The organism is Rhizobium sp. P2_G2 (genome assembly GCF_056403555.1).
This window is the reverse complement of record NZ_JBFUFF010000031.1, coordinates 1-20,758: the sequence shown is the minus strand read 5'-3', so window position 1 is coordinate 20,758 and position 20,758 is coordinate 1. Positions and strand designations below refer to the sequence as shown.

Here is a 20,758-nt window from a genome sequence, read left to right as displayed (position 1 = left end):
CCTCAGCGGATCGGTTCGTGGACGGTGACGAGTTTCGTGCCGTCGGGGAAGGTTGCCTCGACCTGCACGTCGTGGATCATTTCGGCAATGCCTTCCATCACCTGGTCACGGCTGATGACATGGGCGCCGGCCTCCATCAGATCGGCCACCGAGCGGCCGTCGCGGGCGCCCTCGACGACGAAATCGGAGATCAGCGCGATCGCCTCGGGATAGTTGAGCTTGACGCCGCGCTCAAGCCGGCGTTGCGCCACCATCGCCGCCATCGAGATCAGCAGCTTGTCCTTTTCACGGGGGGAGAGATTCATCGATTGCTCCGCGGTAAGCCCAGTCTTTTCAATAAGAAATCAGTCGTCATCGGCCGGCAATACGGCAAATGACGCAGGCCGTTAAAGGCTCCACACTTTCGGGGCGGGATCGCCATTTCGCAAGAGCGAAATTGCCGGGATCAGCATTTTTCTGAGCTCGAATCCTTCTGAGGCAACGAAGCGGATCAGGAGTTTGCCGTTCCAGACGCTGACGCCCGTCGTGGCGTCGCCGAAGAGTTTTCTGAGCGGCGAGATCAGCGCCTCGGCGCGGGTGCCGCAATAAATCAGGGTGGCGAAGGCCTGGTTGCCCTGGAGCACGGGCGACTTGGCAACCAGCCTGCGGAGATCGCCTGACAGGCAAACGTCCTCGGCATGGATCAGGCAGCCACCCCGGCGCACCCGCCAGCGGTCGCGGAAGAGGCCGGTCTCGACGATTTCGCCCATCGCCTTGCGGCCGAGGAGCACGGCTTCGAGGCCGATGAATTCGGCGCTGTCGGCGAGATCGACGTCGAGCGTGCGGCGAAGCGCGCCCTGGTCGAAGAGGATGGTTTCCTGCGGCAACCAGTGAAGGCTGGCATTGGCGCCGGCCTTGAGCGTGGTGGCGACCTCGGCATGGCCGCCTGAGGATTTGTAGACGCGCTCGCAGGCCTGGGTGGTGACGGTGACATGGGTCTCCGCGCCGGCCTCGACCTGCCAGGCAATCCGATCGCCGCCGGTGAGGCCGCCGGAGGTGTTGATCAGCACGGCTTCCATGCGGCCATCATAGGATTCGGGGATCCGGATCTTGGCGGCACTCTCCTGGAAGAAGACGTCGAGCCTGGTTTTGTTGCCGGCGGATTTGGTGACGAGGCGGGCGGCGCCCTTGGCGCGCTGGGGGAGGATGGCGATTTCGGGATTGGGGGCGAGCATCGGTCAAACCCCCCTCTGCCCTGCCGGGCATCTCCCCCTCAAGGGGGGAGATTGATTCGCGGCGCGTGCCTGCCCCAAGCATCGCCGAATTCTAGGTGGGTGAAGTCTGATGAGCGCGCCCCATCCAATCTCCCCCCTTGAGGGGGAGATGCCCGGCAGGGCAGAGGGGGGTAACTCGCGCATGCAAACGTTCAAAGGCTACACCGTCAAATGCCGGCGCGCCTCGGGCGTGTCCAGCGTCTCGGCTGGACCCTCGTGGACGATCTCGCCGCGATCCATGATGTAGACATGGTCGGCGAGTTCGCGGCAGAAATCAAGGTATTGTTCGACAAGCAGAATCGCCATGCCGGTACTGTCGCGCAGGTAGCGGATCGCCCGGCCGATATCCTTGATGATCGACGGCTGAATACCTTCGGTGGGCTCGTCCAGAACGAGGATTTTCGGCCGCGTCACCAGAGCGCGTCCGATGGCGAGCTGCTGCTGCTGGCCGCCCGACAGGTCGCCGCCGCGACGGCCGAGCATGGTCTGCAGCACCGGGAACAAGCTGAAGATATCGTCGGGGATCGAGCGGTCGGCGCGCTTCAGCGGCGCAAAGCCGCTTTCGAGATTTTCCTTGACGGTGAGCAGTGGGAAGATCTCCCTGCCCTGCGGCACATAGCCGATGCCAAGCTTGGCGCGGGCATAGGGCGGCATGCCGTTCATGAGTTTGTCGTTGAAGGAGGCGGTGCCGGCCGAGAGCGGATGCTGGCCGGTAATGGCGCGTAGCAGCGAGGACTTGCCGACGCCGTTGCGGCCGAGCACGCAAGTGATCTTGCCCATTTCGGCTTTCATCGAGATGCCGCGCAGGGCCTGGGCGGCGCCGTAGTGGAGGTTGGCGTTTTCGACGGTCAGCATGTGGGGAGCCCCTGTTTTCCGGGGTTACCCCCCTCTGTCCTGCCGGRCATCTCCCCCTCAAGGGGGGAGATTGACCCGAGGCGGCCGCTCGGCCTGACCGCTAGGTTTCTGATGAGATCGTGACGGTGCCTCTTGCCGATCTCCCCCCTTGAGGGGGAGATGCCCGGCAGGGCAGAGGGGGGTACCAAGAATTCCAACGTTGACATCTTCATCGCCCCAGATAGTTCTCGATCACCTTCGGGTCGTTGCTGACAAAATCGATCGACCCTTCCGCCAGCACCGAGCCTTCCGCCAGACACGTCACTTTGACCCCGAGATCGCGGATAAAGCCCATGTCGTGCTCGACCACCACGACCGAACGGGTCTTGGCAATTTCCTTGAGCAGAATAGCCGTCTCCGCCGTCTCCGCGTCGGTCATGCCGGCAACGGGTTCGTCGACCAGCAAGAGCTTCGGCTCCTGCGCCAGGAGCATGCCGATCTCCAGCCATTGCTTCTGGCCGTGGCTGAGATTGGCGGCATAGTCATCCTTGCGGGCAGTGAGCCGCACCGTTTCGAGGATCTCCTCGATGCGGGCCTTATCGGCCGGCGTCAGCGTATAGAACAGTGTGGCGAAGACGCCGCGGTTGCGGTTGAGCGCCAGTTCGAGATTGTCCCAGACGGTGTGGCTCTCGAACACGGTCGGCTTCTGGAATTTGCGGCCGATGCCGAGCTGGGCGATGTCGGCCTCGTCCTTCTTGGTCAGGTCGATCGTGCCGTTGAAGAAGACCTCGCCCTGGTCGGGCCGGGTCTTGCCGGTGATGATGTCCATCATCGTCGTCTTGCCGGCACCGTTTGGGCCGATAATAGCGCGCAGCTCACCCGGTTCGACGACGAAGGACAGCGAATTGAGCGCCTTGAAGCCATCGAAGGAGACGGAGACGCCGTTCAGGTAGAGGATGCTGGTGGGTTTTTCGGGTGCGTTGATCGGGGGCATGGGTCTACTCCGCGGCTTCGGGTTCGGCGCCGGTGGGGATCATGGCCGCCTTTTCGCGGGCTGCCGCCATACGGTAGGATTGCCGGGTCTTGATCGACTGCTGGATGGTGCCGACGATACCCTTGGGCAGGAGGAGCGTGGTGAGCACGAAGAGGCCGCCCAGTGCAAACAGCCAGTAATCGGGGAAAAGGCCGGTGAAGATGGTCTTGCCGCCATTGACCAGGATCGCGCCGATGATCGGCCCGATCAGCGTCGAGCGGCCGCCGACTGCCGTCCAGATGACGACTTCGATCGAGTTGGCCGGAGCGAATTCGCCGGGATTGATGATGCCGACCTGCGGCACGTAGAGCGCGCCGGCGATGCCGGCCATCATCGCCGAGACGACGAAGGTGAAGAGTTTCATGTTCTCGACGCGGAAGCCGAGGAAGCGCACCCGGCTTTCGGCATCGCGCACGCCAATCAGCACCTTGCCGTATTTCGAGCGGACGATTGCCGAGGCGAGCAGCAATGCAATGGCGAGCAAGATCGCGGTGGCGGCGAAGAGAGCGGCGCGAGTGCCGTCGGCCTGGATGTTGAAACCGAGGATGTCCTTGAAATCGGTCATGCCATTGTTGCCGCCGAACCCCATGTCATTGCGGAAGAAGGCGAGCAGCAGCGCATAGGTCATCGCCTGGGTGATGATCGACAGGTAAACGCCGTTGACGCGGCTGCGGAAGGCGAACCAGCCGAAAATGAAGGCGAGCAGGCCAGGCACCACAAGCACCATCAGTGCGGCAAACCAGAACATGTCGAAGCCATGCCAGAACCAGGGCAGGTCTTTCCAGTTGAGGAAGACCATGAAGTCCGGCAGCAGCGGATTGCCATAGACGCCGCGCGAGCCGATCTGGCGCATCAGATACATGCCCATCGCATAGCCGCCGAGTGCGAAGAAGGCGCCGTGACCAAGCGAGAGAATGCCGCAGAAGCCCCAGACGAGGTCGAGCGCCAGTGCCAGCATGGCATAGGTGAGATATTTGCCGAACAGCGACATGATATAGGTCGGAACATGCAGCGCGCTGTCTGGGCCGGTCATCAGGTTGAGGACCGGCACCAGCACCGCCAGCGCCAGCAGCACGAGCACGGCGACGACGATCTTGCGGTCCAGCGAGCGCAGGAGAAAAGCGGTTATCATGCTTCCACCGACCTTCCTTTGAGGGCGAACAGGCCGCGTGGCCGCTTCTGGATGAAGAGGATGATGAGGACGAGAACCAGGATCTTGCCGAGAACAGCGCCAGCATAGGGTTCGAGGAACTTGTTGAGGATGCCGAGCGAAAACGCGCCGACCAGCGTGCCCCAGAGATTGCCGACGCCGCCGAACACCACGACCATGAAGCTGTCGATGATGTAGCCCTGGCCGAGATTGGGTGAGACATTGTCGATCTGGCTGAGCGCCACGCCGGCAATGCCGGCAATGCCGGAGCCGAGCGCAAAAGTGGCCGCATCGACCCAGGGCGTGCGAATGCCCATCGACGAGGCCATGCGGCGGTTCTGGGTGACGGCGCGCATCTGTAGCCCCATCGGCGTCTGCTTGAGGATGAACAGCAGGGCGGCGAAAACGGCGAGCGCGAAGACGATGATCCAGGTGCGGTTCCAGGTAAATGTCAGGCCACCGACATCGAAGGAGCCGGACATCCAGGACGGATTGGTGACTTCGCGGTTGGTTGGGCCGAAAATGGTGCGCACGCCCTGCTGCAGAATGAGCGATATGCCCCAGGTGGCGAGCAGGGTTTCGAGCGGCCGGCCATACAGGAAGCGGATCACCAGCCGTTCGATCACCAGGCCGACGAAGCCGGTGAAGAGGAAGGCGGACGGGACGGCGATCGCGAGTGAATAATCGGCGAGCTCCGGCGCCCAGGCGCCGATCGCCTGCTGTACCACGTAGGTGGTGTAGGCACCGATCATGACCATTTCGCCATGCGCCATGTTGATCACGCCCATGACGCCAAAGGTGATGGCGAGCCCGATGGCGGCGAGCAGCAGGATCGAGCCGAGCGAAACGCCGTAGGAAACATTCTGGGCGACATCCCAGAGCGCCAGTGAATGATTGATGCCGTCGATATCGGACTGGATGATCGGCTTGAGATCGGCCGGCGCGGTCTGCATCGCCATGGAAAGGATGGTCAGCGCGTCACGGTCGCCATGCGCGGCGATCAGGTCGATGGCCGCCTTTTTGTCGTCGGCCTTGGCGTCGGATTTCAGGATGATGACGGCGCGGGCAGCTTCCATGACGCCCTTGACCTCGCCGTCCTGCTCCTGCTTGAGGGCGGAGTTGAGGAGATCGAGGTTGGATGGGTCGGCGTCTTTCAGCATGCCCTGGGCGGCGGCAAGGCGGGCACTGCGGTCGGGCGACAGCAACGTCATCTGGGCGCTGACATCGTCAATCACCGCGCGCACGGAATTGTTGATCTTGACCTTGCTCATCGTGTCGGGATCGACATCAGCCACGGGCGTGCCCGTGATCGGGTCGACGAAGGATGGATTGTCATCGTCGCCCTGCTGCAGCAGCACCGGGCCGCCATCCTCGCTGACATAGAGCAGGCCATTGCTCAACGCGTCGAGGAGTTTTGCGACATGCGGGTCTCTGGAGGCGGCGAGCGCCTTGATGGCAGCCTCGCGTTCGGGGAATCCGCCGACGCCGAGCGCATTGACCAGCGTATGGATCTTGTCGTCTTCCTGGGCGCGAACGGTGCTGGCGAGTGCCGAAACCATCAGGCAAAAAGCAATGAAAACAATCTTGAGGGCGCGATTCATCGGCTTTTCGCCTCATTCACCGCCGATCACCGCAATCTTGCGATCGGCGCAGCGCCTCGCAGCGCTGGTTCAACCGGGCTTCCGCCCGGGCAAGCCCGGACGGAAGTGATCTTGGTGTGTTGTTGGGGTTTCACACCAGGAGATGTTTTAGACCGATATCAGGAACCCTTGCCGCCGCACTTGCCGGACTTCACATTGAAGTTGCCGCAGTTGAGGGGCTTGCGCCAATCGGAGATCAGGTCCTTGGAGTCCGGCAGGAAGTCCGACCATTCGTCGCCGACAACTTCCGGCGTCTGCTGGACGATGGTGAACTGTCCGTCGGCCTGGATTTCGCCGATCAGGACGGGTTTGGTGATGTGATGGTTCGGCATCACGGTGGCATAGCCGCCGGAGAGGTTGGGAACGGTCACGCCGATGATCGAGTCGAGCACCTTGTCGGTGTCGGTCGTGCCGGCGGCCTGCACGGCCTTGACCCAGGCGTTGAAGCCGATATAGGCGGCTTCCATCGGGTCATTGGTCACCCGCTTCTTGTCCTTGGTATAGGCGTGCCACTCCTTGATGAATTTCTTGTTGGCCGGGCTTTCGACCGATTCAAAGTAGTTCCAGGCGGCGAGATGGCCGACCAGCGGCTTGGTGTCGAGGCCGGCAAGTTCCTCTTCGCCGACCGAGAAGGCGACGACCGGGATATCGGTGGCCTTGATGCCCTTGTTGCCCAGTTCCTTGTAGAACGGCACGTTGGCATCGCCGTTGATGGTCGAGACCACGGCGGTCTTCTTGCCGGCCGAGCCGAAATCCTTGATCTTGGCCACTTCCGTCTGCCAGTCGGAGAAGCCGAACGGCGTGTAGTTGATCATGATGTCTTCCTTGGGGATACCCTTGGAAATCAGGTAGGCCTCGAGGATCTTGTTGGTGGTGCGCGGATAGACATAGTCCGTGCCTTCGAGCACGAAGCGCTTCACCTTCTCATTGTTGAGCAGGTAGTCGACAGCCGGGATCGCCTGCTGGTTCGGAGCGGCACCGGTGTAGAAGATGTTGCGCGAGGATTCTTCGCCTTCATATTGGACCGGGTAGAAGAGGATCGAGTTGGTCTCTTCGAAGACCGGCAGAACCGACTTGCGCGACGACGAGGTCCAGCAGCCGAACACGGCGGCGACATGGTCCTTCTGGATCAGCTCGCGGGCCTTTTCGGCAAACAACGGCCAGTCCGAAGCCGGATCGACGACGACGGCTTCGAGCTTCTTGCCGAGAAGGCCGCCCTTCTTGTTCTGCTCGTCGATGAGCATCAGCATGACGTCCTTGAGCGTCGACTCGGAAATCGCCATGGTGCCGGACAGCGAATGCAGGATGCCGACCTTGATCGTATCCTCAGCGAAGGCATGCACGGCCGAAAGCGACATGGCGCCTGCCAGCAATGCACTGGTGATCATGTTCTTGAGTTTCATCTTGTTCCCCTCTCTTTTGAGCGTGAGGCAACGGGTTAAGATTGGGTTAAAGCCGTTGTCTGGCGGGAACTATCGTGCGAGATTGTGCACTGCGACATACGTCATATGACGTACCGGGCAGGGGGAAAGGGGGAAGGATGGTGCACGAGACGAACGGGTGCGTTTGTTCCTGCTCAAGAGTATAGCGGTGCAAGAAGACTACAGACGCGAACCGCTATGGTTGACGGACGAGCAGCCTATGATGACAATTGCTTCGCGTTTCGCGCGTGCGTCAGGAGAACTTTGATGGCCGCCATCACAGTACGTGTTTCCGAAGAGATCGATGCTCGCCTCGATCGCCTGGCGCAGAAGCTTGATTGCTCCAAATCGGATCTTGCGGAGCGGGCGATCGAGGATTTCGTTGCACGCGAAGAATGGCAACTGGCTGAAATCGAGGCCGGACTGGCGGAGGCGGATCGTGGCGAATTCGCGAGCGATGAGCATGTTGCTAGCATCCTCGCGAAATACCGAGCGCATATAGGCTAAAGCGACTTTCAGCCCGTCTTTCCGAGATTGTCGATCTTGTCCACGCCTCGCAGGCGGATCAGTAAATTGCGCGTCGCCCGCATTGATGGGTAGCAGATCCGCGACAGAGACTTCGAGCGGAACAGCAGCGCGTTCATCCGATTGAACCAGCCCTGGCCGGTGCCGAGCAGTGCCATGACCTGCAAGGCGTCCGCGCCATGGTAGCAGGTGTCGCCGAACTTGATCACCATGCCTTGATCGAGATCGAGTTTTTTATCCCGCACTTCCTGCAGGATCGGGTGATCGGTCTCTGTCCGCGCATCGACCAGGTTGAGACTGCCGACCGCTTTGCGGATTCTCAGGCCTCGCGCTGCAACGGAGCAGATTGGGCAATCGCCATCATAGACGAACCAGACGTCTCCGGTTTTGCCGGCGAGTTGATCATTGGCTGATGGATTGGGCACGGGCTGCTCTTCGTGAAACCGTCATGACGGGAAACTCCTATCGCAAGCGCCGTAAACTTTCCACGAGAAGTTGGCCGCATCTGCCTTTGTAAATGGACTTGCGAGCACCTGCCAATCCGTGCTTTTGATGCACTATGAACGTTTTTTACTCAAGTTCTATGATTGGTGCATTTTTGAGCATTTGCGCTGTGAAGGTGCAGCGCCGATGACCGCACGCCAGCGCATCATTCCCGTCCGCCGCGACTATAACCGCTGGGTCGCCAACCAGACGCTCGAGGATTATGCGCTGCGCTTCACCGCCAAGAGCGCACGGCAATATTCGCCGTCGCGGATTTCGCAGACGGCAATCGGGGCCATCTCGTTCCTGGCGCTGGAAGCCGTCGGTGGGGCGATCACGCTCTCCTATGGCACCACCAATGCCATTTTCGCCATCATCGCCGCCTCGATCCTCTTGCTCCTGATCGGTATTCCGATCAGCCGCTACGCCATCCGTCACGGCGTCGACATCGATCTGCTGACGCGGGGCGCCGGCTTTGGTTATCTCGGCTCGACGGTGACGTCGCTGATCTATGCGAGCTTCACCTTCATTCTCTTTGCCATCGAGGCGTCAATCATGACCGGGGCGCTGGAGCTGGTGTTCGGCATCCCGCTCTGGATCGGTTATATCGTCAGCGCCGTAGCGGTGATCCCGCTGGTGACCTATGGAGTGAGGATGATCTCGCGCTTCCAGCTGATCACCCAGCCGGTCTGGATCGTGCTCAATGTCTTGCCGTTCATCTTCATCGCCACGTCCGACTGGTCGAAAATCCAGTTCTGGCTCAGCTTTGCCGGCCGGGGGCACCAGTCGGGCGAGCTCGGCACGATCGCGCCCTTCGATCTTGCCATGTTCGGCGCCGCCTCTGCGGTGATTCTCGCGCTGATGGCGCAGATCGGCGAGCAGGTCGACTTCCTGCGCTTCCTGCCGGCCGACCATAAGCCGGCGAACGGGTGGCAGCGGTTGGCGCGCTTCCTCGCTGGCCCCGGCTGGGTGGTGGTCGGGGCACCGAAACTGCTGGCCGGCTCCTTCCTCGTCGTGCTGGCGCTGAGCTCCGGCATCCCGGTAAGCCAGGCAGCCGATCCGGCACATATGTATGTCACCGCCTTCGGCTATATGGTGCCGAACCGGACGCTGGCGCTGGTGCTGACAGCGGCCTTCGTCGTCGTCTCGCAGCTCAAGATCAATGTGATGAACGCCTATGCTGGGTCGCTTGCCTGGTCGAATTTCTTCTCGCGGCTGACGCATAGCCATCCGGGCCGCGTCGTCTGGCTGTTCTTCAACGTGGCGATCGCGCTGCTCTTGATGGAGCTCGGCATCTACAAGCTGCTGGAGGAGACGCTTGGCGTGTTCTCGATCGTCGCTTCTGCCTGGCTCTGCGCCGTCTCCGCCGACCTCTTCATCAACAAGCCGCTGGGGCTGGCGCCACCCGGCATCGAGTTCAAGCGCGCCCATCTCTACGACATCAACCCGGTTGGTTTCGGCGGCATGGCGCTCACCGCGGCGGTGGCGCTTTCGGCGCATTTCGGCCTGTTCGGCGACTATGCCGCATCGCTCGCCATCTATCTGGTGCCGATCCTTGCCTTCACCACGGTGCCAACACTGGCCTGGGCGACGAAAGGCAAATTCTACCTAGCCCGCAAGCCGCGGCATCAGTGGAAGACCCTTGCCTCGATCACTTGCTCGATCTGCGAGCACCCGTTCGAGCCGGAGGACATGGCCTGGTGCCCTGCCTATGCGGCGCCGATCTGCTCGCTTTGCTGTTCGCTCGACAGCCGCTGCCACGATCTCTGCAAACCCAAGGCCCGGCTGCAATACCAGGCGACCGAAGTGGCCCGCACCTTCATGCCGGAGGCGGTGATCGAAAAGCTCGGCACACGCATTGGCCGCTATGCGATGATCACCACCGGCGCGCTGTTCAGCATCGGCGCCATTCTCTGGATGATCGCGCTGAGGGCCGGCCATGCCTCGCCGCAGACGGCGTCAGTGGTCAACGCCACGGCGCTGCTGGTGTTCTTCGTCTTCGCCGTGATGACCGGTATCGCCACATGGTTCTTCGTGCTGGCGCATGACAGCCGTGTCGTTGCCGAAGAGGAAAGCTCGCGGCAGAACACGCTACTGCTCAAGGAAATCGCTGCCCACAAGAAGACGGATGCGGCGCTGCAGCACGCCAAGGAGACGGCCGAGGCCGCCAACCGCGCCAAGAGCCGCTATGTCGTCGGGCTGACGCATGAACTGAGAACACCGCTCAACGCCGTGCTCGGCTATGCGCAACTGCTCGAACGCGACGAGGCGATCCCAGACGCCAAGCGCTCGGCGATCAAGGTGATCAAGCGCAGTGCCGACCACTTGTCGGGCCTGATCGACGGCCTGCTCGACATTTCCCGCATCGAGGCGGGGCGGCTACAGGTCTATTCGAACGAGATCAACATGGTGGATTTCCTCGACCAGATCAGCGGGATGATCCGGCCGCAGGCCGAAGCCAAGGGTCTGAGCTTCACCCTGTCGCGCGACCCGGCGCTGCCGGCCTATGTCCGCACCGACGAGCGGCGGCTCAAGCAGATCCTCGTCAACCTGCTCTCCAACGCAGTGAAATACACGTCAGAGGGACATGTCGAAGTGGAGATCGGCTACCGCAACCAGGTCGCGACCTTCACCATCCGCGACACCGGCTCCGGCATTCCGGCCGACGACTTGCCGGTGATTTTCGAGCCGTTCCAGCGCGGCTCCGGCGAACAGTCGAAACTGGCGCCGGGTCTTGGCCTCGGGCTTACCATCACCCGGCTGCTCACCCAGACGCTCGGCGGTGAGATCACGGTGGAAAGCACACCGGGCGAGGGGACAACGTTTCGCGTGCGGCTGATGCTCTACCGGCTGCATCGGCCGGCGGCGGCGACCGATCGCAAGATTCTCACCTATACCGGCTCGCGCCGGACGATCATGGTGGTCGACGACAACGAGGAACATCGCGAACTGATGCGCGAGGCGCTGGCGCCACTGGATTTTGTCGTCCTGACCGCCACGTCCGGTCCGGAATGCCTGGCGCTGATCGAAGGTATCAGGCCCGACATCTATCTCGTCGACATTTCCATGCCTGTGATGAACGGCTGGGAGCTGACGGCCAAGCTGCGCGAGATTGGCCAGACGGCGCCGATCCTGATGCTGTCGGCCAATATCGGCGACGGCGCGGCCGGCATTCCGGCCGGCGGCGACCATAACGACCTGATTGCCAAGCCGGTGGATTTCCGCCAATTGCATGACAGGCTTGCTTCATGGCTGGGGCTCGACTGGGTCTATGCCCTGGCTGTGCCGGAAAATGGTGTCAAGGCCGCACCGGAGATGAGAAGCCCCGGCGGCAGCCATCTGCAGGAACTCATCCGGCTCGGCGAGATCGGCTATGTGCGTGGTATCGAAGCCAAGCTTAGCGCCCTTGCGAAAGAAGGCGAAAACCGGCATTTCACCGAGGTGATGACAGCCCATATCAAAGCCTTCAATATCGACGCCTATCTGGCCGACCTGCGCAAGCTCGAACGCGAGGAGAGCCTGTCATGAACGCCGCCCAGCAGGAACCGCGCGACATCATCCTCCTGGTCGATGACAGCCCGGATTCGCTTTCCTTCCTCACCGATGCGCTGGAGCAATCCGGCTATTCGGTGCTGATCGCCACGTCCGGCGCCTCGGCGCTTTCCATCGTCGACCGGATCACGCCCGACCTCATCCTGCTCGACGCGGTGATGCCGGCGATGGACGGTTTCGAAACCTGCCAGCGGCTCAAGGCATCGGCGGGTGTGGCGCAGGTGCCGGTGATCTTCATGACCGGGCTGACCGAGACCGAACATGTTGTGCGGGCGCTGGAATCGGGCGGTGTCGACTATCTGACCAAGCCGATCAATGTCGACGAGCTTCGGGCGCGCATCCGCGTGCACCTTTCCAATGCGCGCTCGGCGCAGAGTGCCCGCGTGGCGCTCGACGCCGCCGGCCGGCATCTGCTTGCGGTGCGCGGCAATGGCAAGATCCTGTGGTCGACACCGCAGGCGACGCGGCTGATCAATGCCGCCACCGGCAGCGACGAGGGCCTTGACCTCGTGGCGGGGCGCATCCTCGCCTGGATGGGCGAGCATAAGACCGGCGCCGGCCCGCGCGATCCGGGCTTCACTGTCGACACCGGCGGCGAGGCGACTCTCGCGCTCTCCTTCCTCGGCTCGATCGGCCAGGACGAGCACCTGTTTCGCCTCACCAGCCAGACGCAGGCGAGCGACGGCGAACGGCTGCGCCAGCATTTTGGCCTGACGGCGCGGGAGGCCGACGTGCTGCTCTGGATCGCCAAGGGTAAATCCAACCGCGACATCGGCGAGATTCTTGGGCTCTCGGCGCGGACGGTCAACAAACATCTCGAGCAGATCTATGTGAAGCTCGGGGTGGAGAACCGCGCCTCGGCGGCGGTGAAGGCGGCGAATGTGTTGATGCAGGGATAAACCGCACGCGTTGGCTGACGGACAGGCTTCCACCGAAAAAAAATACTTGATTTTTTGACAGAGTAACGTACATAAATCCGTACGTTCTGGCGCGAGGAGGTATTTAGATGGCCCATGTCCGTTTGACGGAGTTTCGGCAGAATATCGCGACCTATTACGATGCCGTCATAGAATCGCGCGCTCCTTTGCATGTGACACGCCAGGGTGCGGAGTCTGTGGTGGTCATAGCCGAAGAGGAGTTCGAAAGCATGCAGGAAACACTGCATCTGCTCTCTACTCCCGCTAATGCGCGCCGGCTCCGTGAAAGCCTTGATCAGCTTCGCCAGGGGGAATTGATAGAAAAAGACCCAACGCTCTGACATGAAGTTGGTGTGGACTCCAAACGCCTGGGAAGAATACGAGTTCTGGCAACAGAACGACATGAACATGGTCGCAAAGATCAACGACCTGATCAGAAACGCGAAAAGAGCGCCTTTTGTCGGATTGGGCAAACCTGAACCGTTGAAAGGCGACCTCGCTGGGTTTTGGTCCCGGCGTATCACGGGTGACCACAGGCTCGTTTACCGCGTTTCGGGGGCTGGGGCCGCGCAGCAGCTTGAGGTAATCCAGTGTCGGTTTCACTATGAAAAGTGATCTGTGGGTCTTCGGCATCAGTCGTGCTATAACCGTTCTTCAAAGAGCCGCCGGGGGCGCTTATGGACATGCAAACGATCACTGCTTCCGAATTCCGCGCCAAGTATTTCGACATTCTCGATCGTCTTGAGCGAAACGAGATTGGTCGCCTGGTGGTCACCAAGCGGGGCAGGCCGGTCGCTGTGCTCATGCCGCCTGAGAGTCGGGAAGATGCGATCCGAAATATCCATGGCTTCATGCGTGGATCGGTGATTATCCCAAACGGGTTCGATCTGACGGCGCCAATTTTCGAGCAGAATTTCGAAGCTCCCGATACGCGCGGACTGTAAACAAGCATCCTGGGCAAATCTATGTGAAGCTCGATGTCGAGAACAAGGCTCGGCGGCTAGTGGTCCTAATGCAGGGGGGGACGAAGGATCCTTCGAGGCTTTTCCGACTACGTCGAAAAATGCCTCAGGGTGAGGGGAGTTTGTGGCATCCGCGGCGCTCCAATCTCCCCCTCATCCTGAGTTCCCAATGCCGCGAAGCGGCGTCGGCCTCGAAGGATCATCCCCGAACGCTCTACTGTAATTTCAGGCAATCTTTCCCGCCCAAACCGCAGAAGTTCTAAGTTTCGTCAACACTCTTTTAACCATAATAGAGTCTTACTGGTTTCACTCAGATTTTGTGCACTGCACGCCTTCGTTTCACCAAATTTGGCGTAAAGAAGGCTTGTTATTGGAGCTTTTACGATCGGTCGAGGCCAAAGGCTGCAAAACCAGCTGATTAGCGACGGACTAAAATGAACGCCGCCCGGCTTGGTTGCGATCAAGGCGGGTGTTTGGATTCGGGGACTAGGACAATATGGAATTTGCCAATCTGACTGTGGCTGCCTCCGACACCGGCCTCTGGTCGATGTTCGCGCAGGCGGCAACGCAGGTCACGGACCTGCCCGCCGCGAGTGCGGATGTGAGCCTGCTGTCGCTGTTCTTGCAGGCGAGTATCGTCGTCAAGCTGGTCATGCTGGGCCTGATCGGTGCTTCCGTATGGACCTGGGCCATGGTGGTCGACAAGGTCGTCTCCTATGCCCGCGCCCGCAAGCAGTTCGACAGTTTCGAACAGATTTTCTGGTCCGGCCAGTCGCTGGAGGAGCTCTACCGGACGCTCTCCGAACGCCAGACAACCGGCATGGCGGCAATCTTCGTTTCGGCCATGCGCGAATGGAAGAAATCCTTCGAGCGCGGCGCCCGTTCGCCGATCGGCCTGCAGATGCGCATCGACCGCGCCATGGATGTGTCGCTGGCGCGTGAATCGGAAACGCTCGAAGCGCGGCTTGCCTCGCTGGCGACGATCGGTTCGGCGGCCCCGTTCATCGGTCTCTTCGGCACCGTCATCGGTATCATGACGTCGTTCCAGGGCATTGCCGCGTCGAAATCCACCAATCTCGCGGTCGTCGCACCCGGTATTGCCGAAGCGCTGCTCGCCACCGCCATCGGCCTCGTTGCCGCTATCCCGGCGGTTATCGCCTACAACAAGTTTTCCGGCGATGCCGGCAAGCTGGTCGCCCGCATGGAAGCCTTCGCGGACGAATTCTCCGCCATACTCTCGCGCCAGATTGATGAGAGACTGCAGCCACGCCAGGCGGCACAGTAAGAGCAGGGGGCGTTTGAGATGGGTATGTCGGCAGGGGCACAGGCAGGGTCAGGCGGCGGACGTGGCCGGCGCAGGGGCGGCAGCAAGCGTGCACCGATGAGCGAGATCAACGTCACGCCGATGGTCGACGTCATGCTGGTGCTGCTGATCATCTTCATGGTCGCGGCACCCTTGATGACCACGGGCGTGCCGATCGATTTGCCCGAGACCAAGGCCAAGGAATTGAACTCGGACACCAAGCCGATCACCGTTTCCATCAAGAAGACCGGTGAGATCTATATGGGCGACGAGACCGAGGCGGCGGTGCCGATCGAAGAGCTTGAGCCCAAGCTGACAGCGATCGCCAAGGCCGGCGCCGATCAGCGGATTTTCGTGCGTGCCGATGCCGGCACCGAATACGGCGCTGTCATGAATGTCATGGGTCGCATCCAGCACGCTGGTTACAAGAATATCGGGCTTGTCACCCAGCCGGAAAAGTAGGCTCTGAGTAGAGAAGGCGATGAAGGGTAGCGTTATCACATCGATCGTGCTGCACGGGCTTGTGCTTGCCTGGCTGCTGATCTCGCTCGGCGCGGCCACCCCATTGGAGGTGACCGCCGGCGAAGCGCTGCCTGTCGAACTGGTCACCGATACGAGCCAGCTGCAGCAGGGCGACAAGCAGGCGCCGAAGAAGGAAGAGGCGTCCAAGGAAAAGACGACACGCGAGGCCAAGGTCGAAAACGCGCTCAACAGCGGCGACAATGACTTCGACCTGAAGAGCGTGCCGACGCCGATGGACAAGCCCTCCAATGTCGAGAAGGCGGCGGCGGCCGAAAAGACCGACGATGTCGCCCAGCACGACACCGAGGAACAGAAATCCACCGATAACGTCAAGGAAGACACGGCCGTCGATCCCAGCACCGACGACACTGCCGACAGCACGCCGGCCGCCGATGTCACGCCCGAGCCGCGCCCGGATGTGAAGAAGGCAGAGGACAAGCCGGTCGAGGAGGCCAAGCTGGAGCCGACGCCGGACGACGTGCCGGTGCCGGTGGAACGCCCGAAGGTCGAGGAAAAGAAGACCGAAGAGAAGAAGGACGAGCCGAAGAAGACCGAGGAAAAGAAGCAGGAGAAGAAAGAGGTCACCGAGGCCAAGTCCGACAAGGACAAGAAGGCGAAGAAGGACAAGGAAAACAAGAAGGCCAAGAAGACGACGACCAACAAGGACGCCGACTTCAAGTCCAAGGAAACCGAGATCGCCGAGCTTCTCAACAAGGTCGACAACAATCCGGGCGGCGCGCGCCGCAGCACCAAGGACAAGGCGCTGGGTGCGGAGACCACCAATAGTACAGCGGCAAAACTGTCGCCGAGCGAGATGGATGCGCTCAAGGGCATGATCGAGAAGAACTGGTCGATCATGCCGGGCACCGAGACCAATGGCGTGATGATCACCGTCAAGTTTCACCTCGACGAAAACGGCCAGGTCGTCGGCGATCCCGAGGTCAAGGGCACTGGCGGCGATGCAGATTCGTTGCAGGTGCTTGAAGGCGGTGCCGTGCGCGCGGTGATGCGGTCCGCGCCCTTCGACCAACTGCCCAAGGACAAGTACGACACGTGGAAGGTCGTTACCGTCAATTTCACACCCAGTGACATGATGTGACCGGAATCACACCCTAGCGGGGATGTCACCCGCAAAAAACCAGAACAAGTAGGCTGAAAGGCTGATAGAGGATGATGAAACACCCGATTCTCAAGGCATTGATCGTGATGGCCGGCCTTCTAGCCGTCGCCGCGATGCCGGCGCGCGCCGACGTGACAATCGATATCCGCAAAGGCAATGTCGAACCCTTGCCGATCGCCATCACAGACCTGCAATCGAGCGGCCAGCTCGGCCAGCAAGTGTCGCAGGTGATCACCGCCGACCTGCAGCATTCTGGGCTGTTCAAGACGATCGACAAGCAGGCCTTCATCCAGAAGATCACCGATCCCAATGCCGTGCCGCGCTTCGACGACTGGAAGTCGATCAAGGCGCAGGCGCTGATCACCGGCCGCGTGACCCAGGAAGGTGACGGCCGCCTGCGCGCCGAGTTCCGCCTGTGGGACACCTATGGCGGCAAGCAGCTGATCGGCCAGCAGTTCTTCACCCGGCCGGAAAACTGGCGCCGCGTCGCCCATATCATCGCCGACGCCGTCTATGAGAAGCTGACCGGCGAAAAGGGCTATTTCGACACCCGCGTCGTCTTCGTCTCGGAAAACGGCCCGAAGACCGACCGTGTCCGCCAACTGGCGATCATGGACCAGGACGGCGCCAATGTCCGCATCCTGACCAAGTCCAAGGCGATCGTGCTGACGCCGCGGTTTTCGCCGAACCAGCAGGAAATCACCTATATGTCGTTTGAGGGCGACAATCCGCGTGTCTATCTGCTGCAGCTCGAAACCGGGCAGCGCGAAGTCGTGGGCAATTTCCCCGGCATGACCTTTTCGCCGCGTTTTTCACCCGATGGCCAGCGGGTGATCATGAGCCTGCAGGAAAAGGGCAATGCCAATATCTATACAATGGACCTGCGCTCGCGCACCACGACGCGGCTCACCGCGACGCAAGCGATCGACACCTCGCCCTCCTATTCGCCTGACGGCACGCAGATCGTCTTCGAAAGCGACCGCGGCGGCCGCCAGCAGCTCTATGTGATGAATGCCGATGGCTCCAACCAGCACCGCATCTCCTTCGGCGACGGTTCCTATTCGACGCCGGTCTGGTCGCCGAAGGGCGATACGATCGCCTTTACCAAGCAGGCGGGCGGCAAGTTCTCGATCGGCGTGATGAAGCCCGATGGCTCCGGCGAACGCCTGCTCACCACCGGCTTTCACAATGAAGGCCCGACCTGGGCGCCCAATGGCCGCGTCATCATGTTCTTCCGCCAGGCGGCTGGTTCAGGCGGCCCGTCGCTCTTCTCGATCGATCTGACGGGCTATAACGAACAGCGGATCCCGACCCCGGCTTTCGCCTCGGACCCGGCCTGGTCGCCACTTCTGGAGTAGCGGCGACGCCGGAAATTGTGCCGATTCGGTGCGATTTCCGGTTTGTTAACCATGAATGTTGAATCAGGGTTAACCCCATCGGGTTAGAGTCTGGAAACCGTAAATATTAAGAACTAGGAGCAGGCCATGAGCCATACAACAACTTACCAGCCCGGCCGTATGGCAAAGATTGCGCGCAATCCCTTCGTGATCGCGCTCGTCGCGGGCCTTGCGCTGGCAAGCTGCGCCAAGAACAAGAAGCTGAACGATCCGAGCGATCTCGGCCTCAACACCAATGGCGCGACGCCGGGCTCGCCGCAGGATTTCACCATCAATGTCGGCGACCGCATCTTCTTCGACACCGATTCCTCTTCGATCCGTGCCGATGCGGCCCAGACGCTCGCCAAGCAGGCGCAGTGGCTCGGCAAATATCCGAACTATGCGATCACCGTCGAAGGCCATTCCGACGAACGCGGCACGCGCGAATATAACCTGGCGCTCGGCGCCCGCCGCGCCGAAGCCACCCGCGACTATCTCGCCGCCCAGGGTGTCCCGAGCAACCGCATGAAGACGATCTCCTACGGCAAGGAAAAGCCGGTCGCCACCTGCGACGAGGATTCCTGCTGGTCGCAGAACCGCCGCGGCGTGACCGTGCTGCGCGGCGGCCCGGCCGGCTGATTGCCGATCTGAGATCGGGGACGATTCAAAGCAGCCTGCGAGGGGATCGCAGGCTGCTTTGCTGTTTTGGGGCTTGCAGCGCATTTCCTCTCATGCACCCCCAGCTTTTTCTCCCCACTGCGGCCTGCCGTCCCTCCGGCACCTTACTTTGGCCTGACTCTGTTGCTTTTTTGCCGCAAAATTGAAATGAGTGCCGTGTTGCGCCGCTTCGCGCAAATTTCTTGGATGAATGGATGGGATCAATGAGAACAAAGGTCATGGTCGGCATGCTCGCGCTCGCCGGCACTGCGCTGTGGGCGTCTCCGTCGGGTGCGTTCACGCTCGACTTTCTGACCGGCAAGCATGTCAAGCAACAGGCGCCGATTGTGTTGGCGCAGTCGAGCGATGCCGAAATGCAGGTGCAGCAATTGCAAGAGCAGGTGCGGGCGCTCAACGGCAAGATCGAGGATATGAGCTACCAGCTGCTGCAGATGCAGGAACAGCTGCGCAAGGCACAGGAAGACAACGAATTCCGCTTCCAGCAGCTCGAAAAGGGCGGCAAGAAAAAGGCGGAAATCCAGCCGACCAACCAGAACAGTGACACAGCCAATGCTTCCGGCGACCAAACGCCGGGAGCAGACAAGAACAATGGCCAGAGCGATGATACCGCGACGCTCGACCAGCCGGCCGACAACAACAATACGGCGGACAACGGCACCGGCAATCCGCCTGTCGATCTCGGCGATCTGAAGATCGACAAGAGCGGCAATCTCGTCGGCGCCGACAAGAACCAGAACCCGGACAGCGTCAACACGACCAACCTGCCGCCGCCCGACACCAATGCTGACAATCAGACGGCGTCACTCGAAACCGGCAATGACCCGGACTACAATGCCGCCTACCAGCAGATCCTGTCTGGTGACTATGCCGGTGCGGAAAGCAGCTTTGCGGCCTATATCCAGGCGCATCCGGATGCCAAGAAGGCGTCGGACGCGCATTTCTGGCTCGGTGAGGCGCAATATTCCCAGGGCAAGTTCACCGATGCCGCCAAGACGTTCCTGGAAGGCTACAAGGCCTACGGAAAATCGCCCAAGGCGCCGGATATGCTGCTGAAGCTCGCCATGTCGCTTGCCAAGCTCGACAGCAAGGACACCGCCTGCGCGACCCTGCGCGAAGTGCCGAAAGCCTATCCGAAAGCCTCGCGGTCGATCATCACCAAGGTTGCGAGCGAGCAGAAGCGGCTTGCCTGCTGACATGGCCGAGCCGCTTCCCGGCCGGCCTGCTCCGCAATCCGCGTCGAGCAAGGCCCTGCCTGTCGAGGCGGCGCGCGAATTTCTGGACGGCCTGAAAAGGCCCTGCCGCCTGCTCGTCGCCTATTCCGGCGGCGGTGATTCCACCGGCCTGCTCGCGGCCCTTGCCGCCGTGGCGAAGGCCGAACCGGGTGTCTCGCTGATCGCCGCCACCGTCGATCACCGCTTGAGACCTGGCTCGACGGAAGAAGCGCATGCCGCCGGTGTGTTGTGCGAAAAACTTTCCATTCCTCATCATGTACTGACCTGGCAGGGTGGCAAGCCGCAATCCGGCGTCCAGGCCGCTGCGCGCGAGGCGCGGTATCGGCTGCTTGGGGATTTGGCGCAGGAGATCGGCGCCGATCTGATCGTGACGGCGCACACAGATGATGACCAGGCCGAGACAATGGCCATGCGGCGGATGCGCAATCCGCAGGCGGAGGCGGGGATTTCGGATGCGGTGCTTTATGATCGCCACGTGTGGGTTTTGCGGCCGTTTTTGGGGGTAGGGCGTCAGGAGATTCGGGATTATCTGGTTGAGCGCGGCATTGGCTGGGCTGATGATCCCAGCAATGAGAATGAGATTTTCGAGCGGGTCAGGGTGCGCAAGGCGTTGTCGCAAGGCGCTGGCRTGCGGGATACCCCCCTCYGTCCTGCGGGACATCTCCCCCTCAAGGGGGGAGATTGGCAAGGGGCGCGCTCCCCGCTCCAAACGAACGTCGCCATCGATGCAACGGCAGAGAAAGGCGAGAGAAAGGCG

General features: G+C 61.3%; 21 protein-coding genes. 13 read left to right on the top strand and 8 right to left on the bottom strand.

Going from position 1 to position 20,758, the window contains the following annotated elements:
* Positions 1-2: 2 nt before the first annotated feature.
* The 7 genes from AC1D06_RS21225 to urtA form a co-directional block, all read right to left on the bottom strand.
* Entirely contained in the window at positions 3-305 is a 303-nt protein-coding gene (locus AC1D06_RS21225) for an urease subunit gamma (protein WP_477883164.1), read from the bottom strand.
* Positions 306-386: 81 nt separating this feature from the next.
* Positions 387-1,214 carry an urease accessory protein UreD gene (locus AC1D06_RS21220; RefSeq protein ID WP_477987799.1) on the bottom strand — a complete coding sequence of 276 codons (828 nt, stop codon included), beginning with the start codon at positions 1,212-1,214 and terminating at the stop codon, positions 387-389.
* 198 nt (positions 1,215-1,412) lie between these two features.
* Positions 1,413-2,108 (bottom strand): urea ABC transporter ATP-binding subunit UrtE, encoded by a 696-nt coding sequence (gene urtE / locus AC1D06_RS21215; protein ID WP_477987798.1) that lies wholly within the window; start codon positions 2,106-2,108, stop codon positions 1,413-1,415.
* A gap of 208 nt (positions 2,109-2,316) precedes the next feature.
* Positions 2,317-3,081 (bottom strand): urea ABC transporter ATP-binding protein UrtD, encoded by a 765-nt coding sequence (gene urtD / locus AC1D06_RS21210; protein WP_477987796.1) that lies wholly within the window; start codon positions 3,079-3,081, stop codon positions 2,317-2,319.
* A gap of 4 nt (positions 3,082-3,085) precedes the next feature.
* Positions 3,086-4,252: an urea ABC transporter permease subunit UrtC gene (urtC, locus tag AC1D06_RS21205; protein WP_477987795.1), complete on the bottom strand. Its 1,167-nt coding sequence runs from the start codon at positions 4,250-4,252 to the stop codon at positions 3,086-3,088.
* Positions 4,249-5,871: an urea ABC transporter permease subunit UrtB gene (gene urtB / locus AC1D06_RS21200; protein WP_477883174.1), complete on the bottom strand. Its 1,623-nt coding sequence runs from the start codon at positions 5,869-5,871 to the stop codon at positions 4,249-4,251. Before urtB ends, urtC begins: the two co-directional genes overlap by 4 nt.
* Before the next feature lie 158 nt (positions 5,872-6,029).
* Positions 6,030-7,313: an urea ABC transporter substrate-binding protein gene (urtA, locus tag AC1D06_RS21195; protein WP_477987794.1), complete on the bottom strand. Its 1,284-nt coding sequence runs from the start codon at positions 7,311-7,313 to the stop codon at positions 6,030-6,032.
* Between the two features lie 282 nt (positions 7,314-7,595).
* Between urtA and AC1D06_RS21190 the strand changes: the two genes are divergently transcribed.
* Positions 7,596-7,838, top strand: coding sequence for a CopG family ribbon-helix-helix protein (locus AC1D06_RS21190; RefSeq protein ID WP_477987793.1), 243 nt, complete (start codon positions 7,596-7,598; stop codon positions 7,836-7,838).
* Positions 7,839-7,846: 8 nt separating this feature from the next.
* Here the strand turns inward: AC1D06_RS21190 and AC1D06_RS21185 are convergent, their stop codons facing one another.
* Positions 7,847-8,281 (bottom strand): DCC1-like thiol-disulfide oxidoreductase family protein, encoded by a 435-nt coding sequence (locus tag AC1D06_RS21185; RefSeq protein WP_477987792.1) that lies wholly within the window; start codon positions 8,279-8,281, stop codon positions 7,847-7,849.
* Positions 8,282-8,486: 205 nt separating this feature from the next.
* On the opposite strand from AC1D06_RS21185, the gene AC1D06_RS21180 reads away from it, so the two are divergent.
* From AC1D06_RS21180 to tilS, 12 genes are all read left to right on the top strand, one after another.
* Positions 8,487-11,867, top strand: coding sequence for a hybrid sensor histidine kinase/response regulator (locus AC1D06_RS21180; protein ID WP_477987791.1), 3,381 nt, complete (start codon positions 8,487-8,489; stop codon positions 11,865-11,867).
* On the top strand, positions 11,864-12,790 hold the full coding sequence (locus tag AC1D06_RS21175) for a response regulator (protein WP_477883905.1): 927 nt from the start codon (positions 11,864-11,866) through the stop codon (positions 12,788-12,790). Before AC1D06_RS21180 ends, AC1D06_RS21175 begins: the two co-directional genes overlap by 4 nt.
* Before the next feature lie 107 nt (positions 12,791-12,897).
* Positions 12,898-13,149, top strand: a complete 252-nt coding sequence (locus AC1D06_RS21170; protein ID WP_477883907.1) for a type II toxin-antitoxin system Phd/YefM family antitoxin — start codon at positions 12,898-12,900, stop codon at positions 13,147-13,149.
* Position 13,150: 1 nt separating this feature from the next.
* Positions 13,151-13,423, top strand: coding sequence for a Txe/YoeB family addiction module toxin (locus AC1D06_RS21165; RefSeq protein WP_477883909.1), 273 nt, complete (start codon positions 13,151-13,153; stop codon positions 13,421-13,423).
* A gap of 62 nt (positions 13,424-13,485) precedes the next feature.
* Positions 13,486-13,752 carry a type II toxin-antitoxin system Phd/YefM family antitoxin gene (locus AC1D06_RS21160; RefSeq protein WP_477883910.1) on the top strand — a complete coding sequence of 89 codons (267 nt, stop codon included), beginning with the start codon at positions 13,486-13,488 and terminating at the stop codon, positions 13,750-13,752.
* A gap of 565 nt (positions 13,753-14,317) precedes the next feature.
* A complete protein-coding gene (gene tolQ / locus AC1D06_RS21155; protein WP_477883929.1) occupies positions 14,318-15,055 on the top strand; it encodes a protein TolQ in 738 nt (245 codons plus the stop codon).
* Between the two features lie 18 nt (positions 15,056-15,073).
* Positions 15,074-15,535, top strand: a complete 462-nt coding sequence (gene tolR / locus AC1D06_RS21150) for a protein TolR (RefSeq protein WP_477883911.1) — start codon at positions 15,074-15,076, stop codon at positions 15,533-15,535.
* A gap of 19 nt (positions 15,536-15,554) precedes the next feature.
* Positions 15,555-16,694: a cell envelope integrity protein TolA gene (tolA, locus tag AC1D06_RS21145; protein ID WP_477883913.1), complete on the top strand. Its 1,140-nt coding sequence runs from the start codon at positions 15,555-15,557 to the stop codon at positions 16,692-16,694.
* A gap of 71 nt (positions 16,695-16,765) precedes the next feature.
* A complete protein-coding gene (gene tolB / locus AC1D06_RS21140; RefSeq protein WP_477883914.1) occupies positions 16,766-18,073 on the top strand; it encodes a Tol-Pal system beta propeller repeat protein TolB in 1,308 nt (435 codons plus the stop codon).
* A 126-nt stretch (positions 18,074-18,199) separates the two neighbouring features.
* The gene (gene pal, locus AC1D06_RS21135) at positions 18,200-18,730 is read left to right on the top strand and encodes a peptidoglycan-associated lipoprotein Pal (protein ID WP_477883916.1); all 531 of its coding nucleotides are present in this window, start codon (positions 18,200-18,202) and stop codon (positions 18,728-18,730) included.
* A gap of 242 nt (positions 18,731-18,972) precedes the next feature.
* Complete coding sequence (gene ybgF / locus AC1D06_RS21130; protein ID WP_477987790.1) at positions 18,973-19,962, top strand: tol-pal system protein YbgF; 990 nt, start codon at positions 18,973-18,975, stop codon at positions 19,960-19,962.
* A 1-nt stretch (position 19,963) separates the two neighbouring features.
* The coding region (gene tilS, locus AC1D06_RS21125) for a tRNA lysidine(34) synthetase TilS (RefSeq protein WP_477987788.1) at positions 19,964-20,758 on the top strand (795 nt) is incomplete at its 3' end.